Genomic DNA, 23,647 nt, shown 5'->3' with positions numbered 1-23,647 from the left:
TTGATCGGTTTCATCGTATGGGCCGTTTCGTGAAAAGACGTTGCCAGCACATACGCTAACTGATTACGCAATAGTCCGCGTTCTCGACCAGCCTCAATCAAGAGGCGGGTATCGCCAAGGTGCATATCCATTGTGTTTTCCTAAAATTTGTGATCGACGGCATCTTGAAACAGATAGATTTTCGACTAAATCGGAACCGTCATTCCAACATTTAGCGTTCGATCAAATGGAGGTTTCGATGAGCGACCGTTTGTTTGACAGCCCTGTTTTTGTGAAGGACGGCCCTTACCTTGTTAGAGAAATTGCCAGCGTCGGAGACGCCTTAGATTTTCTTTATGAATGGCCCGAATATGACCGGGGCCTCATTTACGAGACTGCATGGAAAGCATGCTGCGACAGCCACGATGGCATTAAACCCGTGGAAGCAGCTGAAAACGCTATTCGAGGTTTTGCTCAGAAGAATGGAATTCTCGAAGAACCAGAAGTCGCACTTCCTTGGATGAAGGGGAAGAAATCCGGCGGCGGCGTGGTTCAGGCTTGAGGACCGTCATGATTTGGTTTCTGATAATTCAAGCGGCTATTCTTGCTGCATTGTCTTATGTGTTAGCTTTTATCGGTTGGAAAGAAATCAGGTATTACCTGAGCCACCGCCATAAAATTTAACACTGTTTCAAAATTTCAGCCCCGGCATCATAGCCGGGGTTTCTGTTTGTACTTTCCTATTTTTGTGAGATGATCAGTTAGCGCGATAGAAGCCCCCGCTTCAGTCTGCGCGGCCCCGGTTCAGCCCCCGCTGCCGGGGTTTTTTCATGGATCAAATTCAAAAGTCTGACGTTAATAGTTCATTAGGAACTTGGGAGAACGTCATGCCAGTTGAATTTTGGGCTTCACTCGCTACCGTCAGTGTCTTCGTGATTATCTTCGGTGCTCTGATGTGGCGCTGTAAGGATGACCGCATTGACGGCCTGCCGCGCTAATTCATGCAATTTGCCAGACAAAAAACCGCCTCAAGGGCGGTGCTGTCAGTCAGGTTGTAGAAGCTAGCTAGCCCGCTGACGGCCAGACGATAGCATCGACAATAGCCCGGGCTTCGGCTTCATCTTCTGCCGCATCAATGTCGCGCTTGGCACCAAGCCGGACGGCCTCGATCATGGCGCCGATCTGCTGCCATTGCGCGAAAGCGCCGAGGACGATGTTGGCAACTTCATCAAGTGTTTCAGCAGTTATTCCAATTTCTGATGACAGGAGTGGATAATCTGCCGCTTGTGGGCTGGTGGCAGCTTTGAACGCCTGCGCCTCTGCCACCTTCTGTTGATACGTCATTGCCTGGCCGTTGCCCGGCGTGATGTATTTCAAGCGTTCGTTTTCTGCCGCCGTATCCACCTGTTTAGCAAGCTGTCTTTTGATGTCAGCCAGTGATGGGCTTTCGCCTCCCTGCGGATTTGCCAGTAACGCCTGATATTGCACTTCCGTGATTTTCTTTGCCCCATCAGGTAGAGGATCGTAGCCTGCGACAATGCCGCCGTCGAGCGTGTAATAGATGCGTGTCATCTCTAAATCCCCTTAATCGTGCATCGCAAATATGTTGACGTTGGCAATATTTACCTGCCCGAAATTGCTGGCTTTCGATGCCAGCACTCTCACGCGATAGGTTTTGCTTTTGTCGAAGCCACGGCCAATCACGCGGTTGTAAACGGCAGCTTTCTCATTATTGACCGAAGATGCCGCTGCCTGCGGCCCTGTGATAATCGTTGCGTTCGCGGCTACATCGAAAATGTCCATGTAAAGAACTGTATCGCCAAGCGTACCGCCGATATTGACGATGGAGCCTGCGCCGGTTGCTTCAATGTAAGTCGCTCCTGTGATTGTCACTTGAGCACATATTGTTGCACTGGTGCCGATGTCTGACGCTAGGGGTACATTAATCTGACTGTCGCGAGCACCCTTAGTCGTCAGGCGAAGGAAGCCTTCTGTCGGCGTCAGTACGGCCCATATGCCGTTAGGTTGTCGGATCAGATCAACGGTTCGCCCTGCAACCAATTCACCCGGAAACAGATCAGAACCATCAGCGTATCGAATCGCCACAGCAGCAGCGCCATTAACTGCGATAGTGGCCGCCCCGGTGTTGGTCGTAGCAACCAACACCCTGATTTTCATGCCCGTTGGCGTGGACTGAGGAACTGGATCGAGATTGACGACAAGTGCATTGGCGGAGCCTGTCGCTGCCGCATAGTTCCATTTACCGGATTGCACATCCAATGCAGGTTTCTCAATGTAAGAACCGCCCACGCGCTCGAAGATTCGACCGTCCGGCAAACTAATACCGTGACCATTCTTAGCCGAAAATATACGCCACTCACTGCCCATCCATACCGCTATCGACTGCGACTTTCCTGCCCAGACTCCTGTCGCGCCCGTTGGTATAACATAGGAATCACCAAACGCCGGGGTTGTGGGAGGCGCAGTGATAGTCATGGAAATAACCGGCTGCCAAAACGAACCAATAGCAGTCTGAGCAGCGATAAACGCCTGCATTGCTCGTGAAAACTTTGCTTCGAAGCTATCGACATCACCATCATCCAGCACGTCTTCGTTCGAGTTTTTACCGGTAAACAAGCCAATCATTGCGGCAACAAAAGACGCCTGACGCCACACCTTATTCAGCTGCTTCGATTGAGCAACGCCTGTCGAGAAGCCATTAATCAGAGAAACAAACGCCTCATATTCGGCTTGCGTCATAACATTGGCTGAACTTCCGCCAGCGAATAATTTTAGATCATTTTTTGCCATTTCGACCTCAATAAAAAGCCCGCCGAAGCGGGTTGAAACGATGAATTTTACGCGCTGAGCTAGATTGGCGGTTTGCCCCAAGAGCCTTGATCAAACCCATCAATGAGATTGCTTTGAACGTCAAATCCGAACATTGCGGTTTCGTCCTCCGAAACGACGAGATAGTTGACCCGAACGCCGGACGGCTTGAGTGGTATGTAGCCACCGGCAAGAAGTGCGAGAGTTACGGCGGACGGAATTTTTCCAGAGATGCCGATGGTCATCGACATATCCATGTGATCTTGAATAAACACATGCGTGCCGTCACCGAAGACAGGATCAAGAACATCTCTTGCACCGGGCAATGTACCGTCCCACTGATTTGCAGCAATTTTTGCCCGCAATAGGATTCGATAATTATCGTCATCGAGACGGCTCATGTTCGCGTCAAGATCGTATGGCCCTTTCCATGCGCCTTGATCAAAGCCAATCCCTTCGATGTCAAAGCTGAACCAGACATTTGCAATCGGGATCGAGACGTATCTGGTACGACCAACCCACTCCCCGACAACGTCAAGCTGCGATCCGATGGCGACATCAAGGTCAAAGTCCATCGGAAGTTGACTGACAAAAGCCTGACCACCTGCAAGGGGTTCGACAAGCGCCGAAATCGTTGCATTGAATTTTGGTTTCTCACGGTTCCAGTTTGGAATTAGGTCGAGGTATTTTTCCGTCATGGCACAATCGCGATCTGAATATCTTCAACGCTGCAATCCGCCGCCTCATTGAATGCGAGAACGATGTCGGCCGCGACAGGCGTGTAGCCGTCCCTAGCAATCATCAATGTGTTTGGCTGGATTTCGAAAGTGCGGCTTCGACTGTCGTTGTATAGCGTCGCAGGTGCATACAAGCGGCTCACAGAAACCATGTCCGAAATGTCGAGCTTTCGAATATAGTCCACGATTGATTGCTTGATCGCGGCTTCAATCGATGTCGTATAACCGGCGAATGCCTTGATCTGGATTGAGACAGCGACAGGAATAATCGTCGGCCTGAAGAAAGATATCCAGTGGCTAAGGCCAAAGGCATCAACAGCGCTGACCTTCGTGGTTCCGTAAGTACCAGTTCCCGGCGTCTTTTTGGTCATAATCGCATCGCCAATCGCTTGGGCATCTCCACCTTCCACGACAAGTGAAATTGTGTGCGATGGGATCCCGTTCGCATCGGTAATGCTCGTATCGTTTTCATACGGCTTATATCTTGTGACGCCATTCAGAGATGCCACCGCGCCGACTATTCCGTCAAGAACCGTCAACGAAGGCAAGGCCGTAGACACCGACTGACGGCGTCGAAGATCAGCATCGCTTTCGACTGGCGCACCTTCGACGGCTGCAAGAGGATTCGTAACGCTCTGCCAGCCGCGTGTAGGCGTTCCGATATTGGTGATTGACCCGGCTTGCGCCCGAATAGAACCTAATGCATCAGCAGTTGCCGTTACCGTTATTTCACCCGATGGCGGAATAACAACCGTCTCAGGCAGATTCCATTGCTGGTTATTTTCATCAGAAGCATTGCCATTGACAATCGTCGTTCCAGCCTGCCCAATCAATCGTAGGTCAACGCTGGAATAGGACGGCAATGCACGTGCAATACCATTGATTTTGACGACAGAAGATAATCCAGTGCCTTGAGCCGTGCTTGGCGAAAAGGCGTTGTAGACCGACACGCACGCGCTGTTGCAATCGTGGATCGCTCGCGCAAAGATGCCAACCAACTGCCCGTCCTGACTATCGTTCTCCAGATAAATGTCTTGCCCGTAAATGGCTCGATATTGCTCTTTGAGCCAGTTGAGAACAGTCGGGAAATCGGGCGCGTGAATGCCGGTTTCATCAATTGTGCAAATCGGTGTTTCAGCCATCAAATTGTCTCTTGAATTGTTGTTTTGCCGTAAACCGTGTCGATCTGGGCTTGAACGTCATACTGACGGGTTTCTGGATCAAATTGACTGGCGTAGAGCGCAATCGCGGAAACGCCTTGCGTTCCTAAAATACGGTTCCGCAAAACGGGGTCGCGAGTTGCTGACGTGTATTTGCCGAGCACTTTCGTCTTCCAAGGTGTTCCGTCAGAAGTATCGACAAACCATTCGCCCAACTGCAACATAAGGCGTGTTTTGACTGCCTGCGCTGGCGCTTCTGGTTGATCAATAAAAAAGGAGGCTAAATTGCCTCCAAAAACATAGTCGTCGTTTTCATCGAGTTTTCGGTATCTCATTGCACGGGTTTCTCCGTATTTGAGTTGCCCGGCTCAATCCCGCTATGAACATGGTTCATGAAGCTGATGCCATTGATGATGAGATCGGGAGCATCCACGGTCATGTTCTGGTCTGATGAAATTGCAATCCCGCCGCCGTTGAACGATATGCGTGTTTTACCATCGTCGGTGCGTAGCTCTGTGCTGTCAGCACTTGCGCCGCCTGTAGGCAGTTTGCCCGAGGATCGAACGCCGACATGAGCAATCCCATCCGAAAGGTCCTGCGTTCTGGCGTCCATCGGGTTTTGTTCACCGCCAGACTGTACCCACGCATCAGTTGATCTGCTTGCAAACATCACAAGCGCCTCATCACCTGGCTTAATTGGGAACGTAAGCGAAGCGCCACCGCCACCCGGAAAAGACACCGGGACGCCCGTTAGAAGTGGATACGGAATTGTCTTCACCGACCCGTCAGGCTGGCGAACTGCTGATTTAGTATTCGGCTGAATATCAACAGTCATTGTCGCCGGATAGAAAGCTGTAACCGTTCCTGTCAAAGCAGTATGCAGTCCGGACTTGATGTCGTCGATCATCGAACGATATGTTTCTTCATCGTCCTGAAGCTTTTCACGAATATCCATTAAATCGCTCCCGCATATCCAAGCGCTTGAGCCGTTTGTGGCTGAGTACCGTTCACTGGCGCCAAGATCAAGTCACAGTACCAAGGCTGCCCGCGCGTATCGCCAACCGTCGAAAGCTGGATGACCTTATACATTCCATCATCTGCGATTGACGGGCGGAAAGACGTGTCTGTCGCAGGATCGGCATAACCGTCTGCTGATAGACCGCCCATGAATTCGTTGACGCTCGACTGATCAATCTTGACCTGTCCACCAATCCGAATGTTCGGGTTCAGTAGGCAACGCGCGATAATACCGTTCATCGTTTGCACAGGTCGGCCAATCAAGCCAGAGCGAGAATTGAGGACAATCGCATCGCCCGGTTTGACACCATCATTCGGGATAAAGTTCACCTTGCCCTGATCGATATGCCATGAGGTATTCGTGGAGCGCGCTATCGTTCGCAGATAATCCCGCGCCATGCCGTGCATAACGCGCGAGCGAACCATGCGGGCATTTCCCATGTCAGGAATATAGCCAAGCGTAACGCCGTGAGGCTTCAAAGATTCCTCAATGGCTTTCAACTGATCGTTGAATGTCGAGCCGGGAGCCAGCGTTTTAGAGACGACTGCATAATTATAAGCCTGATCCCCATCCGCGGCCAAAATATCCAAATATGTATCGACGGGGTTTTCTCGACCTCGGTGCGCCTCAATGGTGTTTCCAGTGAAAATGATGCCGTATGGTGCGCCAGGATCGGAATAGCCAGCACTCAGCGTTACCTTAGTAAATTCCTTTTGAACCTGCTTTTCCGTTTCCGGCTTCAAGTTGTATACGCGAATATATGCCCTGCCAGGCGTTTGCACAGTTTTATGAACCGTCTCAAACGTGACGCGGAAATCACCAAGCTCAAGGCCATCACCGCCACTGTCACCGACTATGAGCGAGCATTTGCGTATCCATTGCCGAGCCATCATTGCACCACGAAATAAAGATTGCTGTCTTGTCCGAGATTTTCAAACGCTGGCACGCTATCCGGCTCTCCATCTGTATGAACAATCAAGCTGCCGGGAATGTTGAGGTAGCGATATTGCGCTAGTAAATCAGTACCAGTGACAAGAGGTATGCCGCACACAATATCGTCGTTTGACTGCACGTCCGCTATATCTAGCGTCCACAGGCTGCCACCATCGTCCACATCACGAAATCGAAGTGTCAGCCGATACTCTTTCTCACCAAATACAACTGTCAGGCTTTGCGGCGTTCCGGGGATCAGAGGTATTTTATAAACTTCGTCCATTATGAATTCCCCGCATAAGCAAATCCGGGCGGTGCCGCTGTCGTCTTCATCTGCTTAGGGCCGGTGCTTTGAACGCCAGCAGTTGCAGATGGTGTTTTCTGGTCTTTTTGATTAACGCCTTTCACGGTCTGCGTTTCCGCGATGATTACCTCACGACATTCACATGCTACCAGCAGGCCATATTCGTTCTCTGGATCTGTGTATTGCGTCAGCGATGTAATCAGCATGTTCGTATAAAGACGCTTACCCGTCGATATGTCAAAAGGCTGACGGCTGTTCTGAAGAGCAAGCAATGCCTCATATACTTCCTGCACATAACCGACATAACCAGCCGTCGAATTCGACCAGGCATAGCGAAGCTCTACCGCGACCGGGCGCTTGAAGGCGTGATCTGAAATCGGCGCACCCATTTCGACCGGGTGATCAGTGACCACCATGTCGTCGCGGCCAATTTCTTGAAGCGTCACGTCTGGGAATACCGTACCGATAGAGCGCTGTGGCGTGATCAAAAGCCCGAAGGCTGCATCAATAGCACCCCAGACAAAGCCCGTTGCGAAGTTGCCGACCATATTTCCAAGAGCGGGTATAGCCATATCGCCTCCAAGTTAGTTTGAATTGTAAGGCCGGATGATCGGCCTATTGCCCAACTCCGCCCCCTAGATTAATCATTCAAGGGGTCAATTTTTCGGGGTCTGAAATGGGATTTTTGGGAAGTTTCATTGATCGATTGCGCGGCAGGCACCGTGAGGATTTAGATAATCCGCCGCCTGAGCTTTTCACGAGGTCTACTCCCTACAAGCGTCCGCCTGATCGAAAGGGTAAACGCTTCACGGATGAAGAGAGGCAAGCCGAGCGCGAACATCTCAATCAACAGCTACTTCCGAAAAACGTGGCCCGTTTCAACTACGATGCGAGAAGAATGATGGGTATTGGAGCAACTCACTTCATTTGGCGCACCTGTCAAGATGAACGCACCTGCACGCATTGCCAAAGCTTAGAAGGAAAGAAGTTTGCTTACTCCACAATGCAATCGGGCAAAGCGCCCGGCACTTTTATCTGTGACAATGGAAAGGTTTGTAGATGCTGTTGCGAGGTTGTAATCAAATGGTAAAGCTCATAATCGCCTCATGTCTATTGGCAACCCCAGCGGTGGCGGCGGAAACAATGTCGCCAATTCGTGCCGCAGATAAGGCGGTTTCCTTTTTGCAAGGAGACCCTTACGGCAACACAAAAGCCGAAGTTTTATCGGGCATTGATGGGCAAATGCTTGTCGTAAAGGGCTTTGACCCTTGCTCAAAGTCGCGCATTAAAAGCCCACTATGGGTTTTCCATATTATGACCATTGACCCAAACTCGACTGACTCATCAGGGAAACCATCCAAGATTGACGGATTTCTTTCCCTGAATGCATCGTCTGGTAAGATAGTTTGTGCTGGTCTTCCCTTTCTAGATTAATTTAACGAATGGCTGGCTGCATATTTCTCAAGAGATTGCCGCCAGCTTTTTCGACCGCACCACCCACTTGCTTCGCGTCAGCATTACCCATGATGTTGATTTCGGTTTTCATGGTCATACTGGCGCTTGAACTATTTGCGACATTGTTCGGCAAAAGTGGAGCAGAAGGATTAACCCCATTTGGCATGAATGGACCATCAGACATAGGCAAGCCACCGTCAGGTAGCGAAGATAGCCGGTCAACTATGAAATCAGCCTGATCTTTTTGCTTCTTCGCATCCCGCTTTTTCGCGCTTTCTTTCCTAAGTGCTTGAAGCTCGGCGCTGCTTAACGTGCGGCCGCCTTCACGTTCTCCGGCAGAGAAGTGCATAGCGTCTTTCACACTCTTCCAGTCACCTCCCCATCCAAGACCCCATTTTTTTGCCAATTGGCTAATATTGGCGGGCATATCAGTAATCAGCGTTCGCCCGTTTGGATTTTGCGCTGGATTAATATCAATTGCGTTCCCGTGAGCATGTTCACTTTTACGTCTAGGATTGTTGACGTTCTGACGGTTGGCGTACCCTCCGAGGGAATTGACCTTATACCCCGATGCTTCCAGCTCTTCGATAAAGCCTTGAAATTGCTCCTGATGCTCTGCCGCAACCAACGCGGTCCGCCCATCCGAAGTTTTGATCGGCGCTAAAGCCTTACCCTCAGCTGTTTGCCGCGCACCGACAGGCAAATTAGGATTGAGCTTTGGCCGTTTTACCGAACCATCCTCGTTACGCGTTGGCTCAAGACCGACAGCTTTGCGGACAGCGTTCTGTGTGCGTCCCCACGCCTTGCCCCACCAGCTATCTTCAACATTGTTATCAACCCATGCAGAGCGATCGCTCATATCCTGAATGACTTGCTCAGGTGGCTTCATCAAATCATATGCAACGTAAGCTGCTAGGATTTTCCAGCCGAGGCCAACGCGAGAGAATGTCGATAAGAGGGAAGAAGCCCACTTGGTCGCCATGTAGGTTGCAAAGGCTGCCATTGCTATCTGCAATGCGCCAATACTGCCGTCCTGATCGCCTGCAAGAGTTTCGAACCAACCCGAAATCGTTTCAAGTGCTCCAGTGACAGATTCAATCGTCGGTTCCCACTTATCCCAATCGACCAAGCCCTTATCGCCTGTTTCCTTCCAATTCTGATAATCCTGATACAGAGCGACCAGAGCAGCACCAAGTGCGAGAATTATCCCTACTGGTGAAGCATTGAATGCCTTATTGAACAGCCAGACAGCACCAGCAATTGCAGCAATCGTGTTGGCAACATTCTTCGATTTTGGATCAAGCTTATCGTACCATTCCATCGCTCTTGTTACGAAAGTTCCTATTGTGTCGGAAAGCTTTATAACAACGTCAGCAACCTTAGTTACTGTTTTGGTGATGCTGTCGAAATTCCGGTCGATCCAGTTCTTGAATTTATCGATATATGGCCCGGCTTTTCCAATCAGGGCTGTGCCGATTTTCTGCGATAACAGATCAAACGACATGCCAAGGCTGCGAACCTTGACCATGAGGTCTTTGCTATCTTCGGCGTATTTCTGCTGATCTACGCCCGCGCGTTTTGCAAGCTTCTGGTACTCGTCATAATAGCGACCGCCGTCACGGATCATGGCTTGAAGCGTGTCATCATCAATGCCGAGGAAATCAGCGCGGACCTTTGCTTGTGCAAATGGCATGTTGGCAAATTGCTTTGCAAGTGCACCCATGACAGCAGGCACGTTACCAGCATCCACGCTGGATCCGACCAGTTTTTGAATATAGCTTTTACCGCCCGGCAGACGACGCATAAACGAGGCGATGTTTTCCATCGACTGTTTTGCAGCATCTGCATTACCGCCAACCTGTGACAGGGAGTACGAAATCGCATTGATATCTTTGACGGAACCGCCGAGCCGCTTCGATTGGTAGTAGCTCTGCTCCATGCCTTGCGCCATCTTAACAACAGCGCCAGTCACAGCAGCAGCAGCCGCTTCAATGGCAAGCCCAAGCTTAACGGCATTCCCTGCCGTCTTCTTCAGACTGTCGTTGAAGCTCTGCTCACTCGCCTTATTGACCTGATAGCCAAGCGAAACCAGAAAGTCGCGGATTACGGTTGCGGTCATTTCTTCTCCGTTGCCTTCTGGTATCGGCGTTGGTTTTCGTCGCGCACGTCAAGCGCGTCATTCATTCGTGCGATGTCGGAAAGATCGAGCGTCCCATCAACGAGGCTCTCATACCGGCACATCCCGGCCATCACGGGCCGAAACAACCAGTCTTCATTTTCAGGAAGCGTTACCCATTCGACGGCGGGGCCGTCATATCCCCGCCTGAAGTCAGGACGCTTGAGGGAAAAAAACCAGCAAGATTATCCTGCAAAACATGGGCCGCGATTGTGAGCATGCCAAGCATATCAATGTCTGGGAACATTGACGTTTTGCCATCACCCGCAAGGATAGATGCATATCCACGGCCACCGCCCTGATCGCGGCTTGTTACCGCCATGCAAGCATACAGGACATATTCGCAGTCAGTATCCGACAGCTTGCTTATCTCGTTCATGAGAGAGGAAAGCACTGACGGTACATCCATTTTGCCGCCCTGAGCGATTTCAGTGAGAGAGGAAAGCAACGGAGCCATACGCCGCGACACATGAAATTGCGTCATGGCGTTCATTTTCCCGCTGCGATAGGCAACTTCATTAATCTGAAAATCCATAACCTATCCCCTTAAGGCAGTAGCGCCGGAGTGCCGGAACCAAGCATCTGATCAACCTTTACGAAGTCGAGTGCCCATTCCATCATCGGACCATCCTTGGAAAAGGTATTCTTCGGCAGCTTCTTGAATGCTCCCTGAACCGCCGTAATGCTATCGCCAGTGGCGGTGTTGCGCAGTGTGAGGACGTTCTGACCCCATCGTGCGCTCGACTGCTGCTGGTAATTGTAAAGCGCCATCATCTGCTGATTTGTCGGACTGACCTTCAAGCAAGCAATGGTGATGGTGCCAGCGCGACCGGCATGCAAGTTGTGCTGCCCCTCGCCGCCTGCGCCAATCATCATGGTGTTTTTGTCTTCCACCATATCGATTGAGATGCCTTCTTCCGCTGAAGCAGCACCATAACCAAGCTGCACAACGCCCCCCGGACCGGACAGGGAGGCAACAACGTCAATAAATGAGTATGTGCTCATATTTCAGCACTCCTTATCGGTTCACGTCGATTGCAACATCGACGAAGTGGACGGCACCGGCCAGCTTGACGGCTACCTGAATAGGGACGGATTTACGAGCTTCGCGGTCGGACTGCGATTGAGTGGCCACAGGAGGGGCATAGACATAATAGCCCTTTGGTAATGTCGTGCCGTTTTCGATCTGGCCGAAGCCGTCAGCAGTCCAAACGCCGGGAGCAATCAAACCGTTGTTCACGCCCGCCTCGCATGAGGCTTCGATCTGGTTCACAAGCATGTTCATGCCAGCGTCAGTCTGCGGCACCTTTGTCTTGCTCTGATACAACAGGTTCCAGCAACGCGTCTGAACATCGTTTTGAAGCCAATCGGTGCCATGGACTTCATCAAAGAAGTAGCCATTCACCATGACGCCTTCCTGAATAATTGCGGAACCGTTTGCATAGTTGACGAACACATTGCAGTTCTTCGCCTTGAGCGCGGCAGCCTGCGAGCTTTTCAGCGTCTCAGCAGCAATGCCCGGCTCTTGCTTGAACTTAAGTGTGATGGTGGATTTATTGGCCGCGAAATTGACGGTGAAAGCGCGACCAAACAAAGACGCCGCCGCATACGGAGATGACGACGAGTATTGTGTGAACGTGCGCTTATAACCGAGCGCCTTAAGACGGCTTGCAAGGTCGTTTTCAATCCCAGCATCTAACACACTCGCATTTGTGATTGTCACACCATAGATGCGCGATTGTGAAGCATCGTTGCCTTCGATAAGCCCGGCAACGTTAATGTGGTCATCATCTGACACAGTAGCGTCGGCGGTGAGGCCACCATACCAATCCGAATTCGCATCAAGTAAATCAGCCCAACAATCCACGAGAGTTTCAGCCGCTGCGCCATCAACAGGCACTGAGGCATTGACAGATGTCAGACCCAGAAGAGCCGAAATATCAGTTCCTGAAGTTGGAGCGACAGCATAGCCAAGTTTGGAGGTTGAACCCGTGGTATTGCTGGTAACAACAAAGCGATTGTATGCGGCATCAAACGCAACCGTGGCTGTACTCAATTTTGCATTAATGACCGTGGCAATGCCGTTGAGGTTCGTCTGTGCCGTAAAATCAAGAGCGGAAACGGTCTTTGTCGTTCCGTCCACGTCGATTTTGAAAGCGCCATCGGTGATGGTGTTGAAATTTGCAATATCGCGCTGTGGAGCCGAAAGAACCGCACCTTTCAAAACAGCGGACGTTGCAGTCTTCGCCCATCGACCAATATATAGAATCGACGGCTGCGGGGTCTGCGAGAAGAACAGATCAGCTGCGAGATACTCAGGGGCAGTGGTTCCAAAATCGCCCACAACCTCCGACAGGCTGGTATATTCACGAATACGTTCGTCAATGTCGATGACCGGCGACGATCCGACAACGAGACAAGCGCCAAAATTGCGGGTTCCTACCGCCATTGGTGCCAAATTGACCGACACCTTAACGACATTCTGAACCGATAGCCCTTTTGCCATTGGTTATGCTCCTGAGTTGGTATCCAAGTCCGATTCCAACGATTTCAAGTTGAGGACTGGATAAGTTCGGAAGATTGTCCGCCTGACGCGGAATGTGAAATCGACACGCCTAATCCATGCCTGGTTAGCGAGATCGGCGGTTGAAAGAATCGACCCAAGATCGGCCAGCCCCATTTGATGAAGTTGGAAAGGTTCGTTGTTCTGCGGCAACGATAATCCATCTCGAAGCAACGCGGCATACAGCTGGCATTGAGGCCCGTAGAACGATGTCAAAACCTCAATGGTTTCGTATCGCCTGATATTGTCTTGGCCTTCTCCATCCCCTTTGTGACCAAGATAGCCATCAAATTCGGCATCTGTTTTCATGACACCAATTGCGGCCCAATTCGTCCCGCGCTTGGGCGCTGGCGGTGGCGTTTCCTGCCATCGAGGGCGAACAAGGTTGATGTCTATACCGGTGACACCTGAGACAATCTCCTGAAAGAAATCATCCAGATCATCGCCTTCAAGGGGCGCAGGTGATTGCTCTGGGAGCAGAAAGCCACCAGTTGCGGAAGTGTTCGTCATGTCGATAATCTCAGACTAGCCGAAGCGGCTCGCACTTGGCGCACGTAAAGCCCGCGCCATAACGGCTGTAATCGTTCACATCGACCACGGTATATTGTTTCCCAGCCCATTCGATGATGTCGGCATCGCGCTCGCCATCACTTGCAACGAGCGTTTCTGTCGTGTGGACAAGAATCGTTCCGGCGACACGGCGCATGTCAGGCAAACGATCAAGGATATCGCCTTGATCGGAGGTGACTACTCCGACAGTGGGGATTTCCGTCTGATCTTTCTTTGTGCGTCCGCGCTCAACCCTAACTATCGTGCGAGTGATCGTTATCTCGTCCGCAAAATCTGGGTCGCTGAGAATGTCAGATACATCAAGTAAAGGCATTATTTCTTGCCTTTCTTACGCACAATATATGTTACTGAACGCCGGAGTTGGCCTGTATCAATAAGCGGTTTAATTCCGGTCCTTCCACGTGCCTTGCGTGCGGCTAGCGTGCGCTCAGACAGTGGGGCGAACTCGCCATTCGTCATCGCTGATTTGACGGAACTTTGAGCAAGAAGACCGGCTGCGTTGAGTTGCGTGCTGATTGCTTCCTGCCTACCATCGAGGGCCGCATCGGCTGCCTTTGTCAGGCGTTTTCCGATTTCGTCACTTGCAGCATCGACGCCCGGCACAAGAAATGGTCGAGCCGGTATATTTCTCTCTGGGTCACCTGTTTCCATTACATAACCGATAAGAGCGTTATTCGCACCTTCATCCCCACGAGTATTACCTTGTGCAGGGATCCCGACGAGAACATCGGTTTTGGTCAGTTTCTTGATATCGGTGATCAGAGCCTTGCTGATATCCTTTTGCACATTCAGGCCGATCTTGATGCTCATAGCTGAATGCCTCCTGCCCCCATCATTCGGGCCATCTGGATAAACTGCTTGCCGTAAAGTGTAAGGTTCCAGTGTCCGGCCCCTTCGACAAGCCCGACGCTCTGGTCATAGCTGGCGCTGACCTTATCTACGGCCTTGGCAGATTGAGCGCCCGTTGCAAGACCGGGAACGCCACCCTTTCGGGCAGCGTTCATGTCCTGTCGCCAAAGAGCAAGATTATGGGCGGCGAACAATTCAAGACCGTAGCTTAATGCTTCTCCCCATCGCTGTGGGCGCAACATCAAAACCGCAAAACCCAGCCAGTAATTGACTTGAGCATCAGGATACTTTGTTACATCCGCAAATTCGGGAAAATGCTCTCGAAATGTCGCCGCGTCCATTATGCGCCCTCGCCGCCTTCGGCCTTCTTCTTGGCTTCGGCTTCTTCAATAGCAGCCTCAATTTTGGCGTTGCTCCAACGCTTGGTCGCCTTGATGCCAAGCTCCTGAGCCATAGCAATCAAGACCGCCTTATCCGCGTCGTCGCCCTCGCCGCCATCATCGTCTTCATCTTCATCAGGTGAGACATGGGCCTGAACGAACCAATGATCGACAAGTTCTTCAGGCACGTTTTGAAGACCTGCTTTGAAGGCCTTCTTCTCACCGCTATCGAGGGTCAGCTCAAAGGCTGATGCAAAGTTGAGTTTCGCCATGATTAAAGCCCATCCCGATAAGCAAGGGTTTCTGGATAGACGAACTCAACGACGCCCAGGCGACCGAAATATGTGGTCAACTGGCGAATATCGCGGAACTCGACCGGAGTACGCTGAAGCGGAACCATTGGGAAGCGAACGCGGTTCTGATCGCGCGTATATGCGACCATGCGGTCGGTCCCACCAATGCCACGACCTGTCAGCCACTTGAGAGGCTGGATATCGAGAGGGCGGCCATTCACGCTGTTACAGATCGAGTTTTCCTTGATGTACTGGAGAACCGAGATGTTGCCAGCATCGCTAACCTTGCGGCTTACGAGTGCGGAGAACTTGACAGGCGGCAGGAGAAGACGATCCGGGCAGACAGCATAAGCCGATGCAGCCCATGCGTCATTGAGGATAGCATTAACGTCTGCCAGCAGTTCGTCCGCGGTCTTGTTGGCCCAAAGAGGCGAACCGCCAGCACCGTTTGGTACGTTCGAAACACTGACCAGTGGCGAATTGATAAGACCGTAATTGCCGAGAACGGTATCACCGATATAGACCTGCTCATCAGTGTCCATGTTCCACTTGAGCTGCATACCGGCGAACTTCTGCTGATCAACTGGGCGGCCAAGCTTTTGCGCGCTTTCCAGTTCCGGCAGCGTCCAACCCAACTGCATGCCCCAGAGGGTCAGCGGATTTGCAGTCTTGCCGATATCGAGAGCAATCGAAGCAATCGCGCTGGCATCCTTGCCGATCCACGCCTTGCCGGTTGGACTGGTGCCGCCAACGGCTGCAAAGGTGGAATTGGTGAAGCTGGATGTTTCGTCAGCAATTGAAACGTCTTCGCGCAGATCAATGTCACGCGACCACGTATAACTAACAAGCGGTTCATGCAGCGTCTGGTCAATACGTTCCAGTTCACCGATGAGGAATGCGCCAGTGCTGTCAATGGTGCGAGCGTCAAACGTCTGCAAGCCATCATTTGTACGGGCGCGGATAATGCCGGGGCGGGAAAGGATTGGCCCGGCCTTTGCAGTATTCAACATGTCGGGATGCTCCTTAATTTAGATTTTGTAGCTGATTTCAACGTTGCCAGAGGCATCAGCTGCCCCCATGAACGATGCATCAGCAAGAATGACTGTGTTGGCGCCATCTGCTGCGGCTTCAATGCCGCCGATAGGCTTGCCAGTGACCGGGGAACCAACACGGATATAAACCGCGCCCCCCTTGGCTGATGTGCCCGCACGAAGCAGGACGGTCATGTAACCGCGGCGAAGAATGTCGTTTACGCCGGTCTTGGCTGGCGTGGACTTTCCCAACGGGTCCTGCGAGGACGTCGTTGGGTATGGGCGAACCAAAAGACCATAGATAACGGTAGCAGCATCGCCAGCTTCAAGCGGCACGAATTTTTCAGCAACAATCTTACCCGGCACACCGAAAGCATCAAACGCCTTCGCAGCATCATAAACGCCGGGTTCGATTGTCGAGTTTGATGGGCGCGTCACATCGCCCGGGATGCCGGTGGGCATCCGATACATAATAGCATTGCTCATTGTTGATCGTCCTTATTTGCGGGACCAGATTTCGCGGTTGCGTTTGTTGATGTCGGCAACGGTTGTCACAGAGCCAAAGTCCTTAACGGTCATCTTCGACTGCGTGCCGTTGGAGTTGTTGGCGTTCTTGACGATTTCAGAAGCCGCAACGAACAGTGTATCAACCGTCATGCATGGCAACTTGTCGATGGCACGGCCTGCAAGCAGCGGATTTAGCTTTTCGCGGTGTTCGCCAAAGCTGGCACTGTCGAGAGCGCGGCGCTTGCAGCCGCACAGGGCATCTCGCATTTTCTTAGGTGTCGCCTTGCTGTCGAATGTCGGCAGACGAATACCTGGAGCGAGGATTTCGGCGCGGGACATTGCGTCTTTCCACTGCGCATTGGTAGGCGCACGGTCATTCGTCTTGTCCTTATCGTCGTCTTCGTCGTCATCTCCCGTTTCCGACTTATCGTCATCATCGTCATCGTCTTCGGTGTCAGACTTTTCCTTTTCTTCGTCGCTGTCCTTGACCAGACGTGCGAGAATTTTGTCCTGAGCGTCCATGCGCTTGAGGATACGATTAAGCGTGTCAGCTGTCTGCGCGCCGCTTTCGCCGTCCTTCTTTTCTTCCTCGTCGTCGGAATCGTCGGCCTTGGCTTCTTCCATTGCCTCTTCCAACGCGGCTTCATCCTGCGCCTTGAATGCGGTGCGCATGCGATCCATCCAAGTGCGTTTCTTTTTCGGCATTGCTGCTGTCTCCTTATCTCCTATGGCGCAGCGGGAGCCACAACGGCCCCGCTCTACCAGTGCGATATGATTTCCGATGATATTGCGCTGTAGCCCGCGCCCCGGCTCCGTCTGCTCGTAATCGGCCTCATAACCGCACGAGATTTCACGAAGCCCTGAATTGACTTCGTTGATTGCGTCGTCGTCTGTGATGATCAGGTCAGCCAGAAGAAGGTCTTCATCGACGCCCGTTCCACGCCTTACGTTTTGCGCAGTCCCGACAGCCAAGGTTTTCCATGTCTTCGGAGTGACAAAATCGACAGGATGATCGAGTGTGATGGGCTTCGCTTCGAAGCTGGCAATTGTATCGTAGCGAAAGACTTCATCACTGTTGCGCTCAACGCGCACGATGCCATCAAGTCCCGCCTCGATTGGTGTTTCGCCCTCGCCATAGATCATCACGCCAACGCGAGCGATTGGCACATCATGGCAAACCAGAAACCCCTCAGGCGTAAGACTTTTCCTTGGCGAAAGCTGTTCGTTCGCGTAAAATCTCATGATGACCCTGTTCAAAATGAAAGACACCCCGCAAGGCATCATTGAAACCCTGAGAGATCAGGCCGAAATGACTGCGCTTGAGATAGGTGAAGCCAAAGAGGCTATGTCTGATTGGGATGCTGCCGACCTGATTGAAGAGCTTATGGAAGCGCTGCAACAAATTGCGGATGGAGCGCCAAACCATCAGGTTATCGCCAAGAGAGCGATTGATCCGATGCGGCGCGTCTTAGATAATTACACGGACGGCAACACAGGCTCGGTGTAGCACCTGCAATTCGGCACAGCCCCTGCATGCCCGGTTAAACCGTCCAATGTCGGCGGGCTGACCCATGCAACGAACTTGCCTTCCATCATCTTGTGAGAATGACGGACATCGCTATCCTTGGCCGTGCGCCAGATATAACCCTCGCTGCCAATGCCGACCGCTCTTGCTTCTGTCAGCGCTTCCGATGCTCGCCCGATTTCGGTTCGCGCAATCATCTTGGCGCGTGACTTCGTGACATCGCCTGTTTTCATAATGGCGCTGACTATATCGTCAGATCGTCCACCGCCTATAACCGCCTCAAGTGCTAAACCCTGCACCCGTTGAGCAGCTTCAAGCGGCAAGCTTTTGATCAATGTCACTTGCTCATCAATAAGCGCCTGGACAACTTTACCAGTCGGGGCATTACGCAACTCATCGCGCAACCCTTTTGATATCGTCTCAGAAACCGTTCGCCATGTTGCCTTATCGCGCGCATCAATCTCAGCAACCATGCGGGATGCAACAGACGTTGCCCAAGGCTGCACAGCAAGAGCATAGCGCTCCAATGCTGCGGCTATCTTGTCTGCACTATCAGGCAGCCCACTAAATCGCCTGACAATCTCATCGACATTGCGAGCCACTTTGAGCAGCTGGCTTTGATAGGCGCGCTCGGCCTTCTTCGACCGAATGAAAGCCGATTTCTTACTCGGCCCCGCCCGGTCGAACATCTTCCTCAGATTCGATAGCGCCTGTTGGCGGTTCGTCTGGCTCTGGTGGGTCTGTGTCAGCATTATTAATGTCTTCATCCGTGATATTGCTGAACATGCCAGTTGCATGGCTGGACTGGCGAAGCTCTTTCAAGCCCACCTGTTCCGTGATAATGCCACTATCAACTGCCTGAGTGACTGCCGTAGCAACCACTTGGCCGACTGTTGCCTTTTCGACCGGCGTCATCTGCCACAATGGCGTGAACGTATAGTTCAGCCCCTTTGGCGGTTCGCTTCCAAGTTCTGACCGGCACAGAAGATCAAGCACCATGCCAATACCGCGCCGCAACCTACTTTCCTGCTGAGACTGGATCATGTCGTAATAGGTGCGGATATCTGCATCTCCGGTTGAGTTTAAGCCTGCCGGTGACTGACCAAACAGGCGAACCAACGGAATTTGCAGCGCGCCGGATAGCTGCTGCCCAAACTGAAGCATCACATCAGACAAGCCGGAGAAGCTATAAGAATGCGCCTCAAACTTGTCCTTCATGTCCATGAGGGTCATTCCCTCGATAGACTGGAAAAGCCGGATCATTTCGATTTGCTTCAACAGGCCTTCATATGCCGGGCCACCCGCTCCAATAATATCGCGCAGACCATCCACCGAATACGTGCGCAGATGAGCCTTATGAACAAGCTGCGCTGCTCCTTGTGTGGTGCTATCAAAGGCGACGAGGCGGTCATAAAGTCTTTCGACCACAGACATGCCCCACCCATTCTCTGATATGCGCTGCCAATAAGGCAACGTCACACCGTCAAGTCGAATGCATCGCGAATAGTGGATTTTCTGAGCGCGTAGGCCCGGAGCGTCTGCCACCACAGTGTAATATTTCGGATACCCATAGTCAGGGCCGAAATCCGTAATCAGTTCATCAAGGCTTGGCGTGACAAGCCAACGGTCAAGCACCATTAGGCCCTTGAACTGGTCTTTTGCAACGGTGTCGATCTTGAGCGGGGTTGAAATATTCTGCCCATCGATCATCACAACCGCGATGCAGCCACCATAGAGACGTGACCACTTGATGGTGTCATTGAGTGCCTGCCAGATGCAAAGCCGCTCCATTCCGCCGTTAATTGCTGCCGTGTCATCAGGCGGTAGAGTCGTCTCGATGGAAATACCCGAACGGGTCATGTCTTCCGCAACGATGTCTACCGCCTGCCCCACAAGCCAAGAACCGCGATACATGTTTTCCAACAGAACGCGATTTCGGCTGATCGGGTTAAAGGTGTAAGTCGATCCTGCTGACAGGTTTGCAGTGCTAACACCAAGCCGCGCCTGAAAGTTGGCGAAACTGTCGGCACTCCGAGCCTGAACACGGACGCGAGGTTTATCTATTGTCGTCATCCTGCCAGCTTTGCCCAATTGCCGAGCGCGCCGCGCCGCTGGATATATCCATCCAGTGAGTAGCGCACCGCGTCGATTCCGTGATTGAAGTCATCGACAATGATCGGAAGAATGTCTTCCGTGTGCCGATCAACCTTGTAACTGTAGTTGCGGAACTCTTTCGAGATGTGCACGCATCGAGGATGCACGATAATCCGCTTGAAGCCCTTCATATGGGCGATGCCGTCTTCAACACTACCGGGCCACTTTTCAGCAGCACGGATATTAAAGCCCTGTCGCACCATATAACTGATGGTTTCTGGCCGGGCGCTATCCGCCTTTATCGGCCATGAACGCGCACCCGGCACGCTGTCGAACAGTTGCGGCGTTTCATCAATTTCAACGCCATGTCCGAAAGCCTCATGTTCAATGTAAAGACACTCATCAATGATAAACGAGCGAATGAGCGCTGTCGGGTCTTTTGCAAATCCCCAGTCGCCACCGAATAGCAGTGTCGTGCCTTCAGGCGGCGGCCCAAATTCTTCGAACGAGACGCGGTTTCTGAATATGAGCGCGTCCGAGATAGTGCGATAACCGCCCTCCCAGATATGATCATACTCATCCGGCCTGTTCTTAAGATCAGCCAGCCTATCTCGCTCCAGCTTTGCCGGAAACTTCGGATTATCACGCCAGTTGATTTCAACGCCTTTGATGCGCGGATCATCAACCTTACGAAACCGGGTTTCGACCGGAGCATCGTCACGTAGGGGGTTCCATGTCACCCAGAGTTCAGCGCTCCAGCCTTCGCCTTCTTCGCGCAACGTTGGGATTAGCGTATTCCATGCAGTCTTAGTTACTGGCTCAGCTTCATCCACCCAGCAGAGCAGCAAGCGGCCCTTGGACTTCACGCTGGCGATGTTGCGATCAAGACCGGCAAACGCAAACGATATGCGCTTATCCCATGATCTGATGAACTTCTCGCCAATCTCGTAATAGTCGCGAAGGAAAGGCTCATCCTCAATCGCTCGCTTGACTTCTTCAAGCGAACTGTCTTCCAGCGAGTTCATGAACTGTCGAGCACAAAGGATTATGCCCGATATGTCAGCCTGTCCAAAAATATAGCCGCGAATTGCGGCCATCTTTGCAAACGAACGTGTCTTACCCGATCCTCGACCACCCCAAGCCGCTCGTATATCCGCATCACCGGTGAATACGTCAATCAGCTTGGGAGGGAGTTCAATCTGGGCTGTCGTCATTTCCCTTGAGTGGAACGAGCTGGATAAGCGTAGGAGGCTTCATGCTACCATCGCTTGAGGTGTGATCCTGCTTGTCCGCAAGTCCGAGTTCACGGGCGATGATGTTTGCATTGAGCAGATCAGCCGCAGCCCCGGAGAACTTCTGTTGATAGATAACAGCTTCTGCTCGCGATATGATGTCGGATAAATCGGACCGGTTTGATTTCCAATCTGACCAAGTATCACGCGACACATCGAGAAAGAGGCACAGTCCAGCGATTGTCATTGCACGCATCTGAGCTACTGGCTCATGAGTTGCCGCACCTTGGAACGTGACAAGCTGATCCTTATAGAGCGGGTTAGCATCAACCCAATCAAAATATTCGACGCACGCTGACCAAAGGTCTTCCGGGTATTCAAACTTAGGCTTTGCGCCATGAGACGAGCGCGCCTCCCAAAAGCGATTGCCCTTTAGGAAGCGGCCAGTCTTCTCGTCTTTACCTGAACTGTCGCTCATCACTTACACCATTGATTGATCAGATACTCATCGAATGAACAATGGCGCGTCGCGCAGCCTGAAAGTGCATAAGCGATGATGATAAATGCTATAGCGGCGAACAGCTTGTTATCGATTGTTTTAAGCATGCTCGCCCTCAATAGAAAAAGCCCCGCGTGAGCGAGGCTGATATGTGCGATGTTTATATATGAAATGGAGTTAGCTTAGGCTGGGCAAGCTCAATGGTATAGCCGCAAATATTTGCAATATCTGTCCAACAATCACCCAAAAAAGAGCTTTCGTGGAAAAGTCTATTGGCTCTCCAGATCTTGCAAACTTATCAACAGATGGGCGAAAACGGGACATTACTTGCCTGACTTGAACCTCACTCGCAATTCCATCCTCTAAGGTAATCTTCCCAGATGGGAAACCATTGCCGAGTAAAAAATTATCTACCTGTCTTTGCAGATTCTTCGAATAATAGCGCTCTAACCGTATGGAACTATTGGCTATCCACCTTGTTATGCGACCGCCTGTTGCGGCATGTTTTTCCTGCTTTGCGTAACGTCCGCGTATTTTCCGCGCTTGACGCACAAATACTGCCTCACCTAATCCGCCCATTCGTTTTACAAAATTCGCGATTATAAGATGTAGGTCTTTCGCCGCTAGACAAATGCCAAATAGAGCAACAGCAAGCCCAAGAAACCCCAGCCACTTTTGCACATATTCAATAATGGTCATCTGCCCCCACAGAAAAAGCGCCCCGTAGGACGCTTACAAATCACTTGGCGACTTTGCGCAAATCACCACGATACAAAATATAGTGTAATTCGCTTAAGCGGGCAACTACCTATCGCGTTTTATATCCCCAATGCACAGCCAATTCTTCGAGGCCATCTTTGATATAATCGCTGAAGGTGGTCTTCTCGCGCTGGGTCTTGGCGATGTCGGTAATCTCCATTCCCTGCCCGACAACCTTGACCATGATGTCGAATGTGCGCTTTCCTAGAACCGGTATGCAGTCATTCAATTGCTGTGTGGCATCGACAACGCGATCTGGTAACGGGTCGATAGCCTTGCCGCCATCCACTTGAACGCGACCATAATCTATGGCGATAGCGCCCTTTGCCCCTGATTGCTCCCAGCACATGCGGAACCGGCCAGCGGCTGCCCACTGTGCATCATTGATGTGACCGCGAGCGTAAAGCGTGCCTACTGCGCTCTCCTTGATATTTACGAGCGCCTTCACCTTTATCGGGTTCAATCGCGAAGGCTGCTGCGCTGGATTGAAATGCGGGTTCGGGGTTCCGCACAGGCGCACCGTTGCTTTAAGGCTCCCAGGTTCTTCATGTTTGCGCCGTGCCACCTTGAGGGCATCGCGCAGTCTCTTGTCATTTGATTTTCGCTGTTCTGTTATCGCCGCCATAGTGTTTCCTCATCGCCTGGGGTTATCTGAATTTCGGATGGGTGATTGCCGCTAAAATCATTTCCATCGCGATTTGCTTGTGATCGTGCTGCGAGCGTCCGATATCGACGTATGCCTTGATGCCTGAGG

At 51.8% G+C, this 23,647-nt stretch carries 31 protein-coding genes and 1 pseudogene; 4 read left to right on the top strand and 28 right to left on the bottom strand.

All coding sequences use genetic code 11. The annotated features are described in order from the left end of the window. The first annotated feature begins 238 nt into the window (after positions 1-238). Positions 239-541: a DUF982 domain-containing protein gene (locus OPR82_RS21430; protein ID WP_265986996.1), complete on the top strand. Its 303-nt coding sequence runs from the start codon at positions 239-241 to the stop codon at positions 539-541. Between the two features lie 503 nt (positions 542-1,044). Here the strand turns inward: OPR82_RS21430 and OPR82_RS21425 are convergent. Genes OPR82_RS21425 through OPR82_RS21385 form a run of 9 tightly spaced genes read right to left on the bottom strand, consistent with a single transcriptional unit; the run spans position 1,045 to position 7,532 of the window. Next, positions 1,045-1,551, bottom strand: a complete 507-nt coding sequence (locus OPR82_RS21425) for a hypothetical protein (protein WP_265986995.1) — start codon at positions 1,549-1,551, stop codon at positions 1,045-1,047. 12 nt (positions 1,552-1,563) lie between these two features. Further along, positions 1,564-2,790 (bottom strand): DUF2793 domain-containing protein, encoded by a 1,227-nt coding sequence (locus OPR82_RS21420; protein ID WP_265986994.1) that lies wholly within the window; start codon positions 2,788-2,790, stop codon positions 1,564-1,566. Between the two features lie 59 nt (positions 2,791-2,849). Continuing rightward, the gene (locus OPR82_RS21415) at positions 2,850-3,506 is read right to left on the bottom strand and encodes a DUF2612 domain-containing protein (RefSeq protein ID WP_265986992.1); all 657 of its coding nucleotides are present in this window, start codon (positions 3,504-3,506) and stop codon (positions 2,850-2,852) included. Next, positions 3,503-4,687 (bottom strand): baseplate J/gp47 family protein, encoded by a 1,185-nt coding sequence (locus OPR82_RS21410; protein ID WP_265986991.1) that lies wholly within the window; start codon positions 4,685-4,687, stop codon positions 3,503-3,505. The genes OPR82_RS21415 and OPR82_RS21410 overlap by 4 nt, the downstream gene beginning before the upstream one ends. After that, entirely contained in the window at positions 4,687-5,040 is a 354-nt protein-coding gene (locus OPR82_RS21405) for a hypothetical protein (protein WP_265986990.1), read from the bottom strand. The genes OPR82_RS21410 and OPR82_RS21405 overlap by 1 nt, the downstream gene beginning before the upstream one ends. Then, a complete protein-coding gene (locus tag OPR82_RS21400; protein ID WP_265986989.1) occupies positions 5,037-5,660 on the bottom strand; it encodes a Gp138 family membrane-puncturing spike protein in 624 nt (207 codons plus the stop codon). Before OPR82_RS21400 ends, OPR82_RS21405 begins: the two co-directional genes overlap by 4 nt. Continuing rightward, a complete protein-coding gene (locus OPR82_RS21395) occupies positions 5,660-6,616 on the bottom strand; it encodes a phage protein (protein ID WP_265986988.1) in 957 nt (318 codons plus the stop codon). The genes OPR82_RS21400 and OPR82_RS21395 overlap by 1 nt, the downstream gene beginning before the upstream one ends. Continuing rightward, positions 6,613-6,939, bottom strand: coding sequence for a phage baseplate plug family protein (locus OPR82_RS21390; protein ID WP_265986987.1), 327 nt, complete (start codon positions 6,937-6,939; stop codon positions 6,613-6,615). Before OPR82_RS21390 ends, OPR82_RS21395 begins: the two co-directional genes overlap by 4 nt. Beyond that, positions 6,939-7,532, bottom strand: coding sequence for a phage baseplate protein (locus OPR82_RS21385; RefSeq protein WP_265986986.1), 594 nt, complete (start codon positions 7,530-7,532; stop codon positions 6,939-6,941). The genes OPR82_RS21390 and OPR82_RS21385 overlap by 1 nt, the downstream gene beginning before the upstream one ends. A gap of 104 nt (positions 7,533-7,636) precedes the next feature. On the opposite strand from OPR82_RS21385, the gene OPR82_RS21380 reads away from it, so the two are divergent. Together OPR82_RS21380 and OPR82_RS21375 are read left to right on the top strand one after the other, a co-directional pair. Beyond that, positions 7,637-8,050, top strand: coding sequence for a hypothetical protein (locus tag OPR82_RS21380; protein WP_265986985.1), 414 nt, complete (start codon positions 7,637-7,639; stop codon positions 8,048-8,050). Between the two features lie 53 nt (positions 8,051-8,103). Then, positions 8,104-8,394: a hypothetical protein gene (locus OPR82_RS21375; protein ID WP_265986984.1), complete on the top strand. Its 291-nt coding sequence runs from the start codon at positions 8,104-8,106 to the stop codon at positions 8,392-8,394. Position 8,395: 1 nt separating this feature from the next. Here OPR82_RS21375 and OPR82_RS21370 read toward each other — a convergent pair whose 3' ends face one another. The 13 genes from OPR82_RS21370 to OPR82_RS21315 are packed head-to-tail and all read right to left on the bottom strand — an operon-like array spanning position 8,396 to position 18,026. After that, positions 8,396-10,534, bottom strand: a complete 2,139-nt coding sequence (locus OPR82_RS21370; protein WP_265986983.1) for a M15 family metallopeptidase — start codon at positions 10,532-10,534, stop codon at positions 8,396-8,398. Continuing rightward, a complete protein-coding gene (locus OPR82_RS22850; protein ID WP_407673293.1) occupies positions 10,531-10,656 on the bottom strand; it encodes a DUF6889 family protein in 126 nt (41 codons plus the stop codon). The genes OPR82_RS21370 and OPR82_RS22850 overlap by 4 nt, the downstream gene beginning before the upstream one ends. 47 nt (positions 10,657-10,703) lie before the next feature. Then, entirely contained in the window at positions 10,704-11,126 is a 423-nt protein-coding gene (locus OPR82_RS21365) for a phage tail assembly chaperone (protein WP_265986982.1), read from the bottom strand. An 11-nt stretch (positions 11,127-11,137) separates the two neighbouring features. Then, positions 11,138-11,596 carry a phage protein gene (locus OPR82_RS21360; protein ID WP_265986981.1) on the bottom strand — a complete coding sequence of 153 codons (459 nt, stop codon included), beginning with the start codon at positions 11,594-11,596 and terminating at the stop codon, positions 11,138-11,140. A gap of 13 nt (positions 11,597-11,609) precedes the next feature. Beyond that, positions 11,610-13,097 carry a DUF3383 domain-containing protein gene (locus OPR82_RS21355; RefSeq protein WP_265986980.1) on the bottom strand — a complete coding sequence of 496 codons (1,488 nt, stop codon included), beginning with the start codon at positions 13,095-13,097 and terminating at the stop codon, positions 11,610-11,612. A 3-nt stretch (positions 13,098-13,100) separates the two neighbouring features. Further along, entirely contained in the window at positions 13,101-13,664 is a 564-nt protein-coding gene (locus OPR82_RS21350) for a phage neck terminator protein (protein ID WP_265986979.1), read from the bottom strand. A gap of 10 nt (positions 13,665-13,674) precedes the next feature. Next, the gene (locus OPR82_RS21345; RefSeq protein ID WP_265986978.1) at positions 13,675-14,037 is read right to left on the bottom strand and encodes a hypothetical protein; all 363 of its coding nucleotides are present in this window, start codon (positions 14,035-14,037) and stop codon (positions 13,675-13,677) included. Then, a complete protein-coding gene (locus OPR82_RS21340) occupies positions 14,037-14,534 on the bottom strand; it encodes a hypothetical protein (protein ID WP_265986976.1) in 498 nt (165 codons plus the stop codon). The genes OPR82_RS21345 and OPR82_RS21340 overlap by 1 nt, the downstream gene beginning before the upstream one ends. After that, positions 14,531-14,914 (bottom strand): DUF4054 domain-containing protein, encoded by a 384-nt coding sequence (locus OPR82_RS21335; RefSeq protein WP_265986974.1) that lies wholly within the window; start codon positions 14,912-14,914, stop codon positions 14,531-14,533. Before OPR82_RS21335 ends, OPR82_RS21340 begins: the two co-directional genes overlap by 4 nt. Further along, on the bottom strand, positions 14,914-15,225 hold the full coding sequence (locus tag OPR82_RS21330; RefSeq protein ID WP_265986973.1) for an STY1053 family phage-associated protein: 312 nt from the start codon (positions 15,223-15,225) through the stop codon (positions 14,914-14,916). The genes OPR82_RS21335 and OPR82_RS21330 overlap by 1 nt, the downstream gene beginning before the upstream one ends. A 2-nt stretch (positions 15,226-15,227) precedes the next feature. After that, positions 15,228-16,256, bottom strand: coding sequence for a DUF2184 domain-containing protein (locus tag OPR82_RS21325; protein WP_265986972.1), 1,029 nt, complete (start codon positions 16,254-16,256; stop codon positions 15,228-15,230). 18 nt (positions 16,257-16,274) lie between these two features. Then, positions 16,275-16,763 carry a structural cement protein Gp24 gene (locus tag OPR82_RS21320; RefSeq protein WP_265986971.1) on the bottom strand — a complete coding sequence of 163 codons (489 nt, stop codon included), beginning with the start codon at positions 16,761-16,763 and terminating at the stop codon, positions 16,275-16,277. Between the two features lie 12 nt (positions 16,764-16,775). Next, complete coding sequence (locus OPR82_RS21315; RefSeq protein ID WP_265986970.1) at positions 16,776-18,026, bottom strand: DUF2213 domain-containing protein; 1,251 nt, start codon at positions 18,024-18,026, stop codon at positions 16,776-16,778. 16 nt (positions 18,027-18,042) lie between these two features. On the opposite strand from OPR82_RS21315, the gene OPR82_RS21310 reads away from it, so the two are divergent. After that, positions 18,043-18,291 carry a hypothetical protein gene (locus OPR82_RS21310; protein ID WP_265986969.1) on the top strand — a complete coding sequence of 83 codons (249 nt, stop codon included), beginning with the start codon at positions 18,043-18,045 and terminating at the stop codon, positions 18,289-18,291. Here OPR82_RS21310 and OPR82_RS21305 read toward each other — a convergent pair. From OPR82_RS21305 to OPR82_RS21280, 6 genes and pseudogenes are all read right to left on the bottom strand, one after another. Further along, positions 18,261-18,998 (bottom strand): phage head morphogenesis protein, encoded by a 738-nt coding sequence (locus OPR82_RS21305; RefSeq protein WP_265986968.1) that lies wholly within the window; start codon positions 18,996-18,998, stop codon positions 18,261-18,263. The genes OPR82_RS21310 and OPR82_RS21305 overlap by 31 nt on opposite strands. Then, a complete protein-coding gene (locus tag OPR82_RS21300; RefSeq protein ID WP_265986967.1) occupies positions 18,973-20,382 on the bottom strand; it encodes a DUF1073 domain-containing protein in 1,410 nt (469 codons plus the stop codon). The genes OPR82_RS21305 and OPR82_RS21300 overlap by 26 nt, the downstream gene beginning before the upstream one ends. A 62-nt stretch (positions 20,383-20,444) precedes the next feature. Beyond that, positions 20,445-21,617, bottom strand: a pseudogene (locus tag OPR82_RS21295) (PBSX family phage terminase large subunit); the annotation flags it as partial. Beyond that, the gene (locus tag OPR82_RS21290; RefSeq protein ID WP_265986966.1) at positions 21,598-22,113 is read right to left on the bottom strand and encodes a DNA-packaging protein; all 516 of its coding nucleotides are present in this window, start codon (positions 22,111-22,113) and stop codon (positions 21,598-21,600) included. The gene OPR82_RS21290 and the pseudogene OPR82_RS21295, both read right to left, overlap by 20 nt. A 198-nt stretch (positions 22,114-22,311) precedes the next feature. Continuing rightward, on the bottom strand, positions 22,312-22,833 hold the full coding sequence (locus OPR82_RS21285) for a hypothetical protein (RefSeq protein ID WP_265986965.1): 522 nt from the start codon (positions 22,831-22,833) through the stop codon (positions 22,312-22,314). A gap of 109 nt (positions 22,834-22,942) precedes the next feature. Further along, positions 22,943-23,518: a hypothetical protein gene (locus tag OPR82_RS21280; protein ID WP_265986964.1), complete on the bottom strand. Its 576-nt coding sequence runs from the start codon at positions 23,516-23,518 to the stop codon at positions 22,943-22,945. Between the last annotated feature and the right edge of the window lie 129 nt (positions 23,519-23,647).

This window comes from Ochrobactrum chromiisoli (assembly GCF_026241335.1).
In the GTDB taxonomy this organism is placed as follows: domain Bacteria; phylum Pseudomonadota; class Alphaproteobacteria; order Rhizobiales; family Rhizobiaceae; genus Brucella; species Brucella chromiisoli.
Note: the sequence above shows the minus strand (reverse complement) of the source record. Positions and strands in the feature narration are given on the sequence as shown.

What these genes read in the sequence shown, in the direction of transcription:
- OPR82_RS21430 (WP_265986996.1), top strand. Translation starts at nt 239, where the DNA reads ATGAGCGACCGTTTGTTTGACAGCCCTGTTTTTGTGAAGGACGGCCCT.
- OPR82_RS21425 (WP_265986995.1), bottom strand. Translation starts at nt 1,551, where the DNA reads ATGACACGCATCTATTACACGCTCGACGGCGGCATTGTCGCAGGCTAC.
- OPR82_RS21420 (WP_265986994.1), bottom strand. Translation starts at nt 2,790, where the DNA reads ATGGCAAAAAATGATCTAAAATTATTCGCTGGCGGAAGTTCAGCCAAT.
- OPR82_RS21415 (WP_265986992.1), bottom strand. Translation starts at nt 3,506, where the DNA reads ATGACGGAAAAATACCTCGACCTAATTCCAAACTGGAACCGTGAGAAA.
- OPR82_RS21410 (WP_265986991.1), bottom strand. Translation starts at nt 4,687, where the DNA reads ATGGCTGAAACACCGATTTGCACAATTGATGAAACCGGCATTCACGCG.
- OPR82_RS21405 (WP_265986990.1), bottom strand. Translation starts at nt 5,040, where the DNA reads ATGAGATACCGAAAACTCGATGAAAACGACGACTATGTTTTTGGAGGC.
- OPR82_RS21400 (WP_265986989.1), bottom strand. Translation starts at nt 5,660, where the DNA reads ATGGATATTCGTGAAAAGCTTCAGGACGATGAAGAAACATATCGTTCG.
- OPR82_RS21395 (WP_265986988.1), bottom strand. Translation starts at nt 6,616, where the DNA reads ATGATGGCTCGGCAATGGATACGCAAATGCTCGCTCATAGTCGGTGAC.
- OPR82_RS21390 (WP_265986987.1), bottom strand. Translation starts at nt 6,939, where the DNA reads ATGGACGAAGTTTATAAAATACCTCTGATCCCCGGAACGCCGCAAAGC.
- OPR82_RS21385 (WP_265986986.1), bottom strand. Translation starts at nt 7,532, where the DNA reads ATGGCTATACCCGCTCTTGGAAATATGGTCGGCAACTTCGCAACGGGC.
- OPR82_RS21380 (WP_265986985.1), top strand. Translation starts at nt 7,637, where the DNA reads ATGGGATTTTTGGGAAGTTTCATTGATCGATTGCGCGGCAGGCACCGT.
- OPR82_RS21375 (WP_265986984.1), top strand. Translation starts at nt 8,104, where the DNA reads ATGTCGCCAATTCGTGCCGCAGATAAGGCGGTTTCCTTTTTGCAAGGA.
- OPR82_RS21370 (WP_265986983.1), bottom strand. Translation starts at nt 10,534, where the DNA reads ATGACCGCAACCGTAATCCGCGACTTTCTGGTTTCGCTTGGCTATCAG.
- OPR82_RS22850 (WP_407673293.1), bottom strand. Translation starts at nt 10,656, where the DNA reads ATGTGCCGGTATGAGAGCCTCGTTGATGGGACGCTCGATCTTTCCGAC.
- OPR82_RS21365 (WP_265986982.1), bottom strand. Translation starts at nt 11,126, where the DNA reads ATGGATTTTCAGATTAATGAAGTTGCCTATCGCAGCGGGAAAATGAAC.
- OPR82_RS21360 (WP_265986981.1), bottom strand. Translation starts at nt 11,596, where the DNA reads ATGAGCACATACTCATTTATTGACGTTGTTGCCTCCCTGTCCGGTCCG.
- OPR82_RS21355 (WP_265986980.1), bottom strand. Translation starts at nt 13,097, where the DNA reads ATGGCAAAAGGGCTATCGGTTCAGAATGTCGTTAAGGTGTCGGTCAAT.
- OPR82_RS21350 (WP_265986979.1), bottom strand. Translation starts at nt 13,664, where the DNA reads ATGACGAACACTTCCGCAACTGGTGGCTTTCTGCTCCCAGAGCAATCA.
- OPR82_RS21345 (WP_265986978.1), bottom strand. Translation starts at nt 14,037, where the DNA reads ATGCCTTTACTTGATGTATCTGACATTCTCAGCGACCCAGATTTTGCG.
- OPR82_RS21340 (WP_265986976.1), bottom strand. Translation starts at nt 14,534, where the DNA reads ATGAGCATCAAGATCGGCCTGAATGTGCAAAAGGATATCAGCAAGGCT.
- OPR82_RS21335 (WP_265986974.1), bottom strand. Translation starts at nt 14,914, where the DNA reads ATGGACGCGGCGACATTTCGAGAGCATTTTCCCGAATTTGCGGATGTA.
- OPR82_RS21330 (WP_265986973.1), bottom strand. Translation starts at nt 15,225, where the DNA reads ATGGCGAAACTCAACTTTGCATCAGCCTTTGAGCTGACCCTCGATAGC.
- OPR82_RS21325 (WP_265986972.1), bottom strand. Translation starts at nt 16,256, where the DNA reads ATGTTGAATACTGCAAAGGCCGGGCCAATCCTTTCCCGCCCCGGCATT.
- OPR82_RS21320 (WP_265986971.1), bottom strand. Translation starts at nt 16,763, where the DNA reads ATGAGCAATGCTATTATGTATCGGATGCCCACCGGCATCCCGGGCGAT.
- OPR82_RS21315 (WP_265986970.1), bottom strand. Translation starts at nt 18,026, where the DNA reads ATGAGATTTTACGCGAACGAACAGCTTTCGCCAAGGAAAAGTCTTACG.
- OPR82_RS21310 (WP_265986969.1), top strand. Translation starts at nt 18,043, where the DNA reads ATGAAAGACACCCCGCAAGGCATCATTGAAACCCTGAGAGATCAGGCC.
- OPR82_RS21305 (WP_265986968.1), bottom strand. Translation starts at nt 18,998, where the DNA reads ATGTTCGACCGGGCGGGGCCGAGTAAGAAATCGGCTTTCATTCGGTCG.
- OPR82_RS21300 (WP_265986967.1), bottom strand. Translation starts at nt 20,382, where the DNA reads ATGACGACAATAGATAAACCTCGCGTCCGTGTTCAGGCTCGGAGTGCC.
- OPR82_RS21290 (WP_265986966.1), bottom strand. Translation starts at nt 22,113, where the DNA reads ATGAGCGACAGTTCAGGTAAAGACGAGAAGACTGGCCGCTTCCTAAAG.
- OPR82_RS21285 (WP_265986965.1), bottom strand. Translation starts at nt 22,833, where the DNA reads ATGACCATTATTGAATATGTGCAAAAGTGGCTGGGGTTTCTTGGGCTT.
- OPR82_RS21280 (WP_265986964.1), bottom strand. Translation starts at nt 23,518, where the DNA reads ATGGCGGCGATAACAGAACAGCGAAAATCAAATGACAAGAGACTGCGC.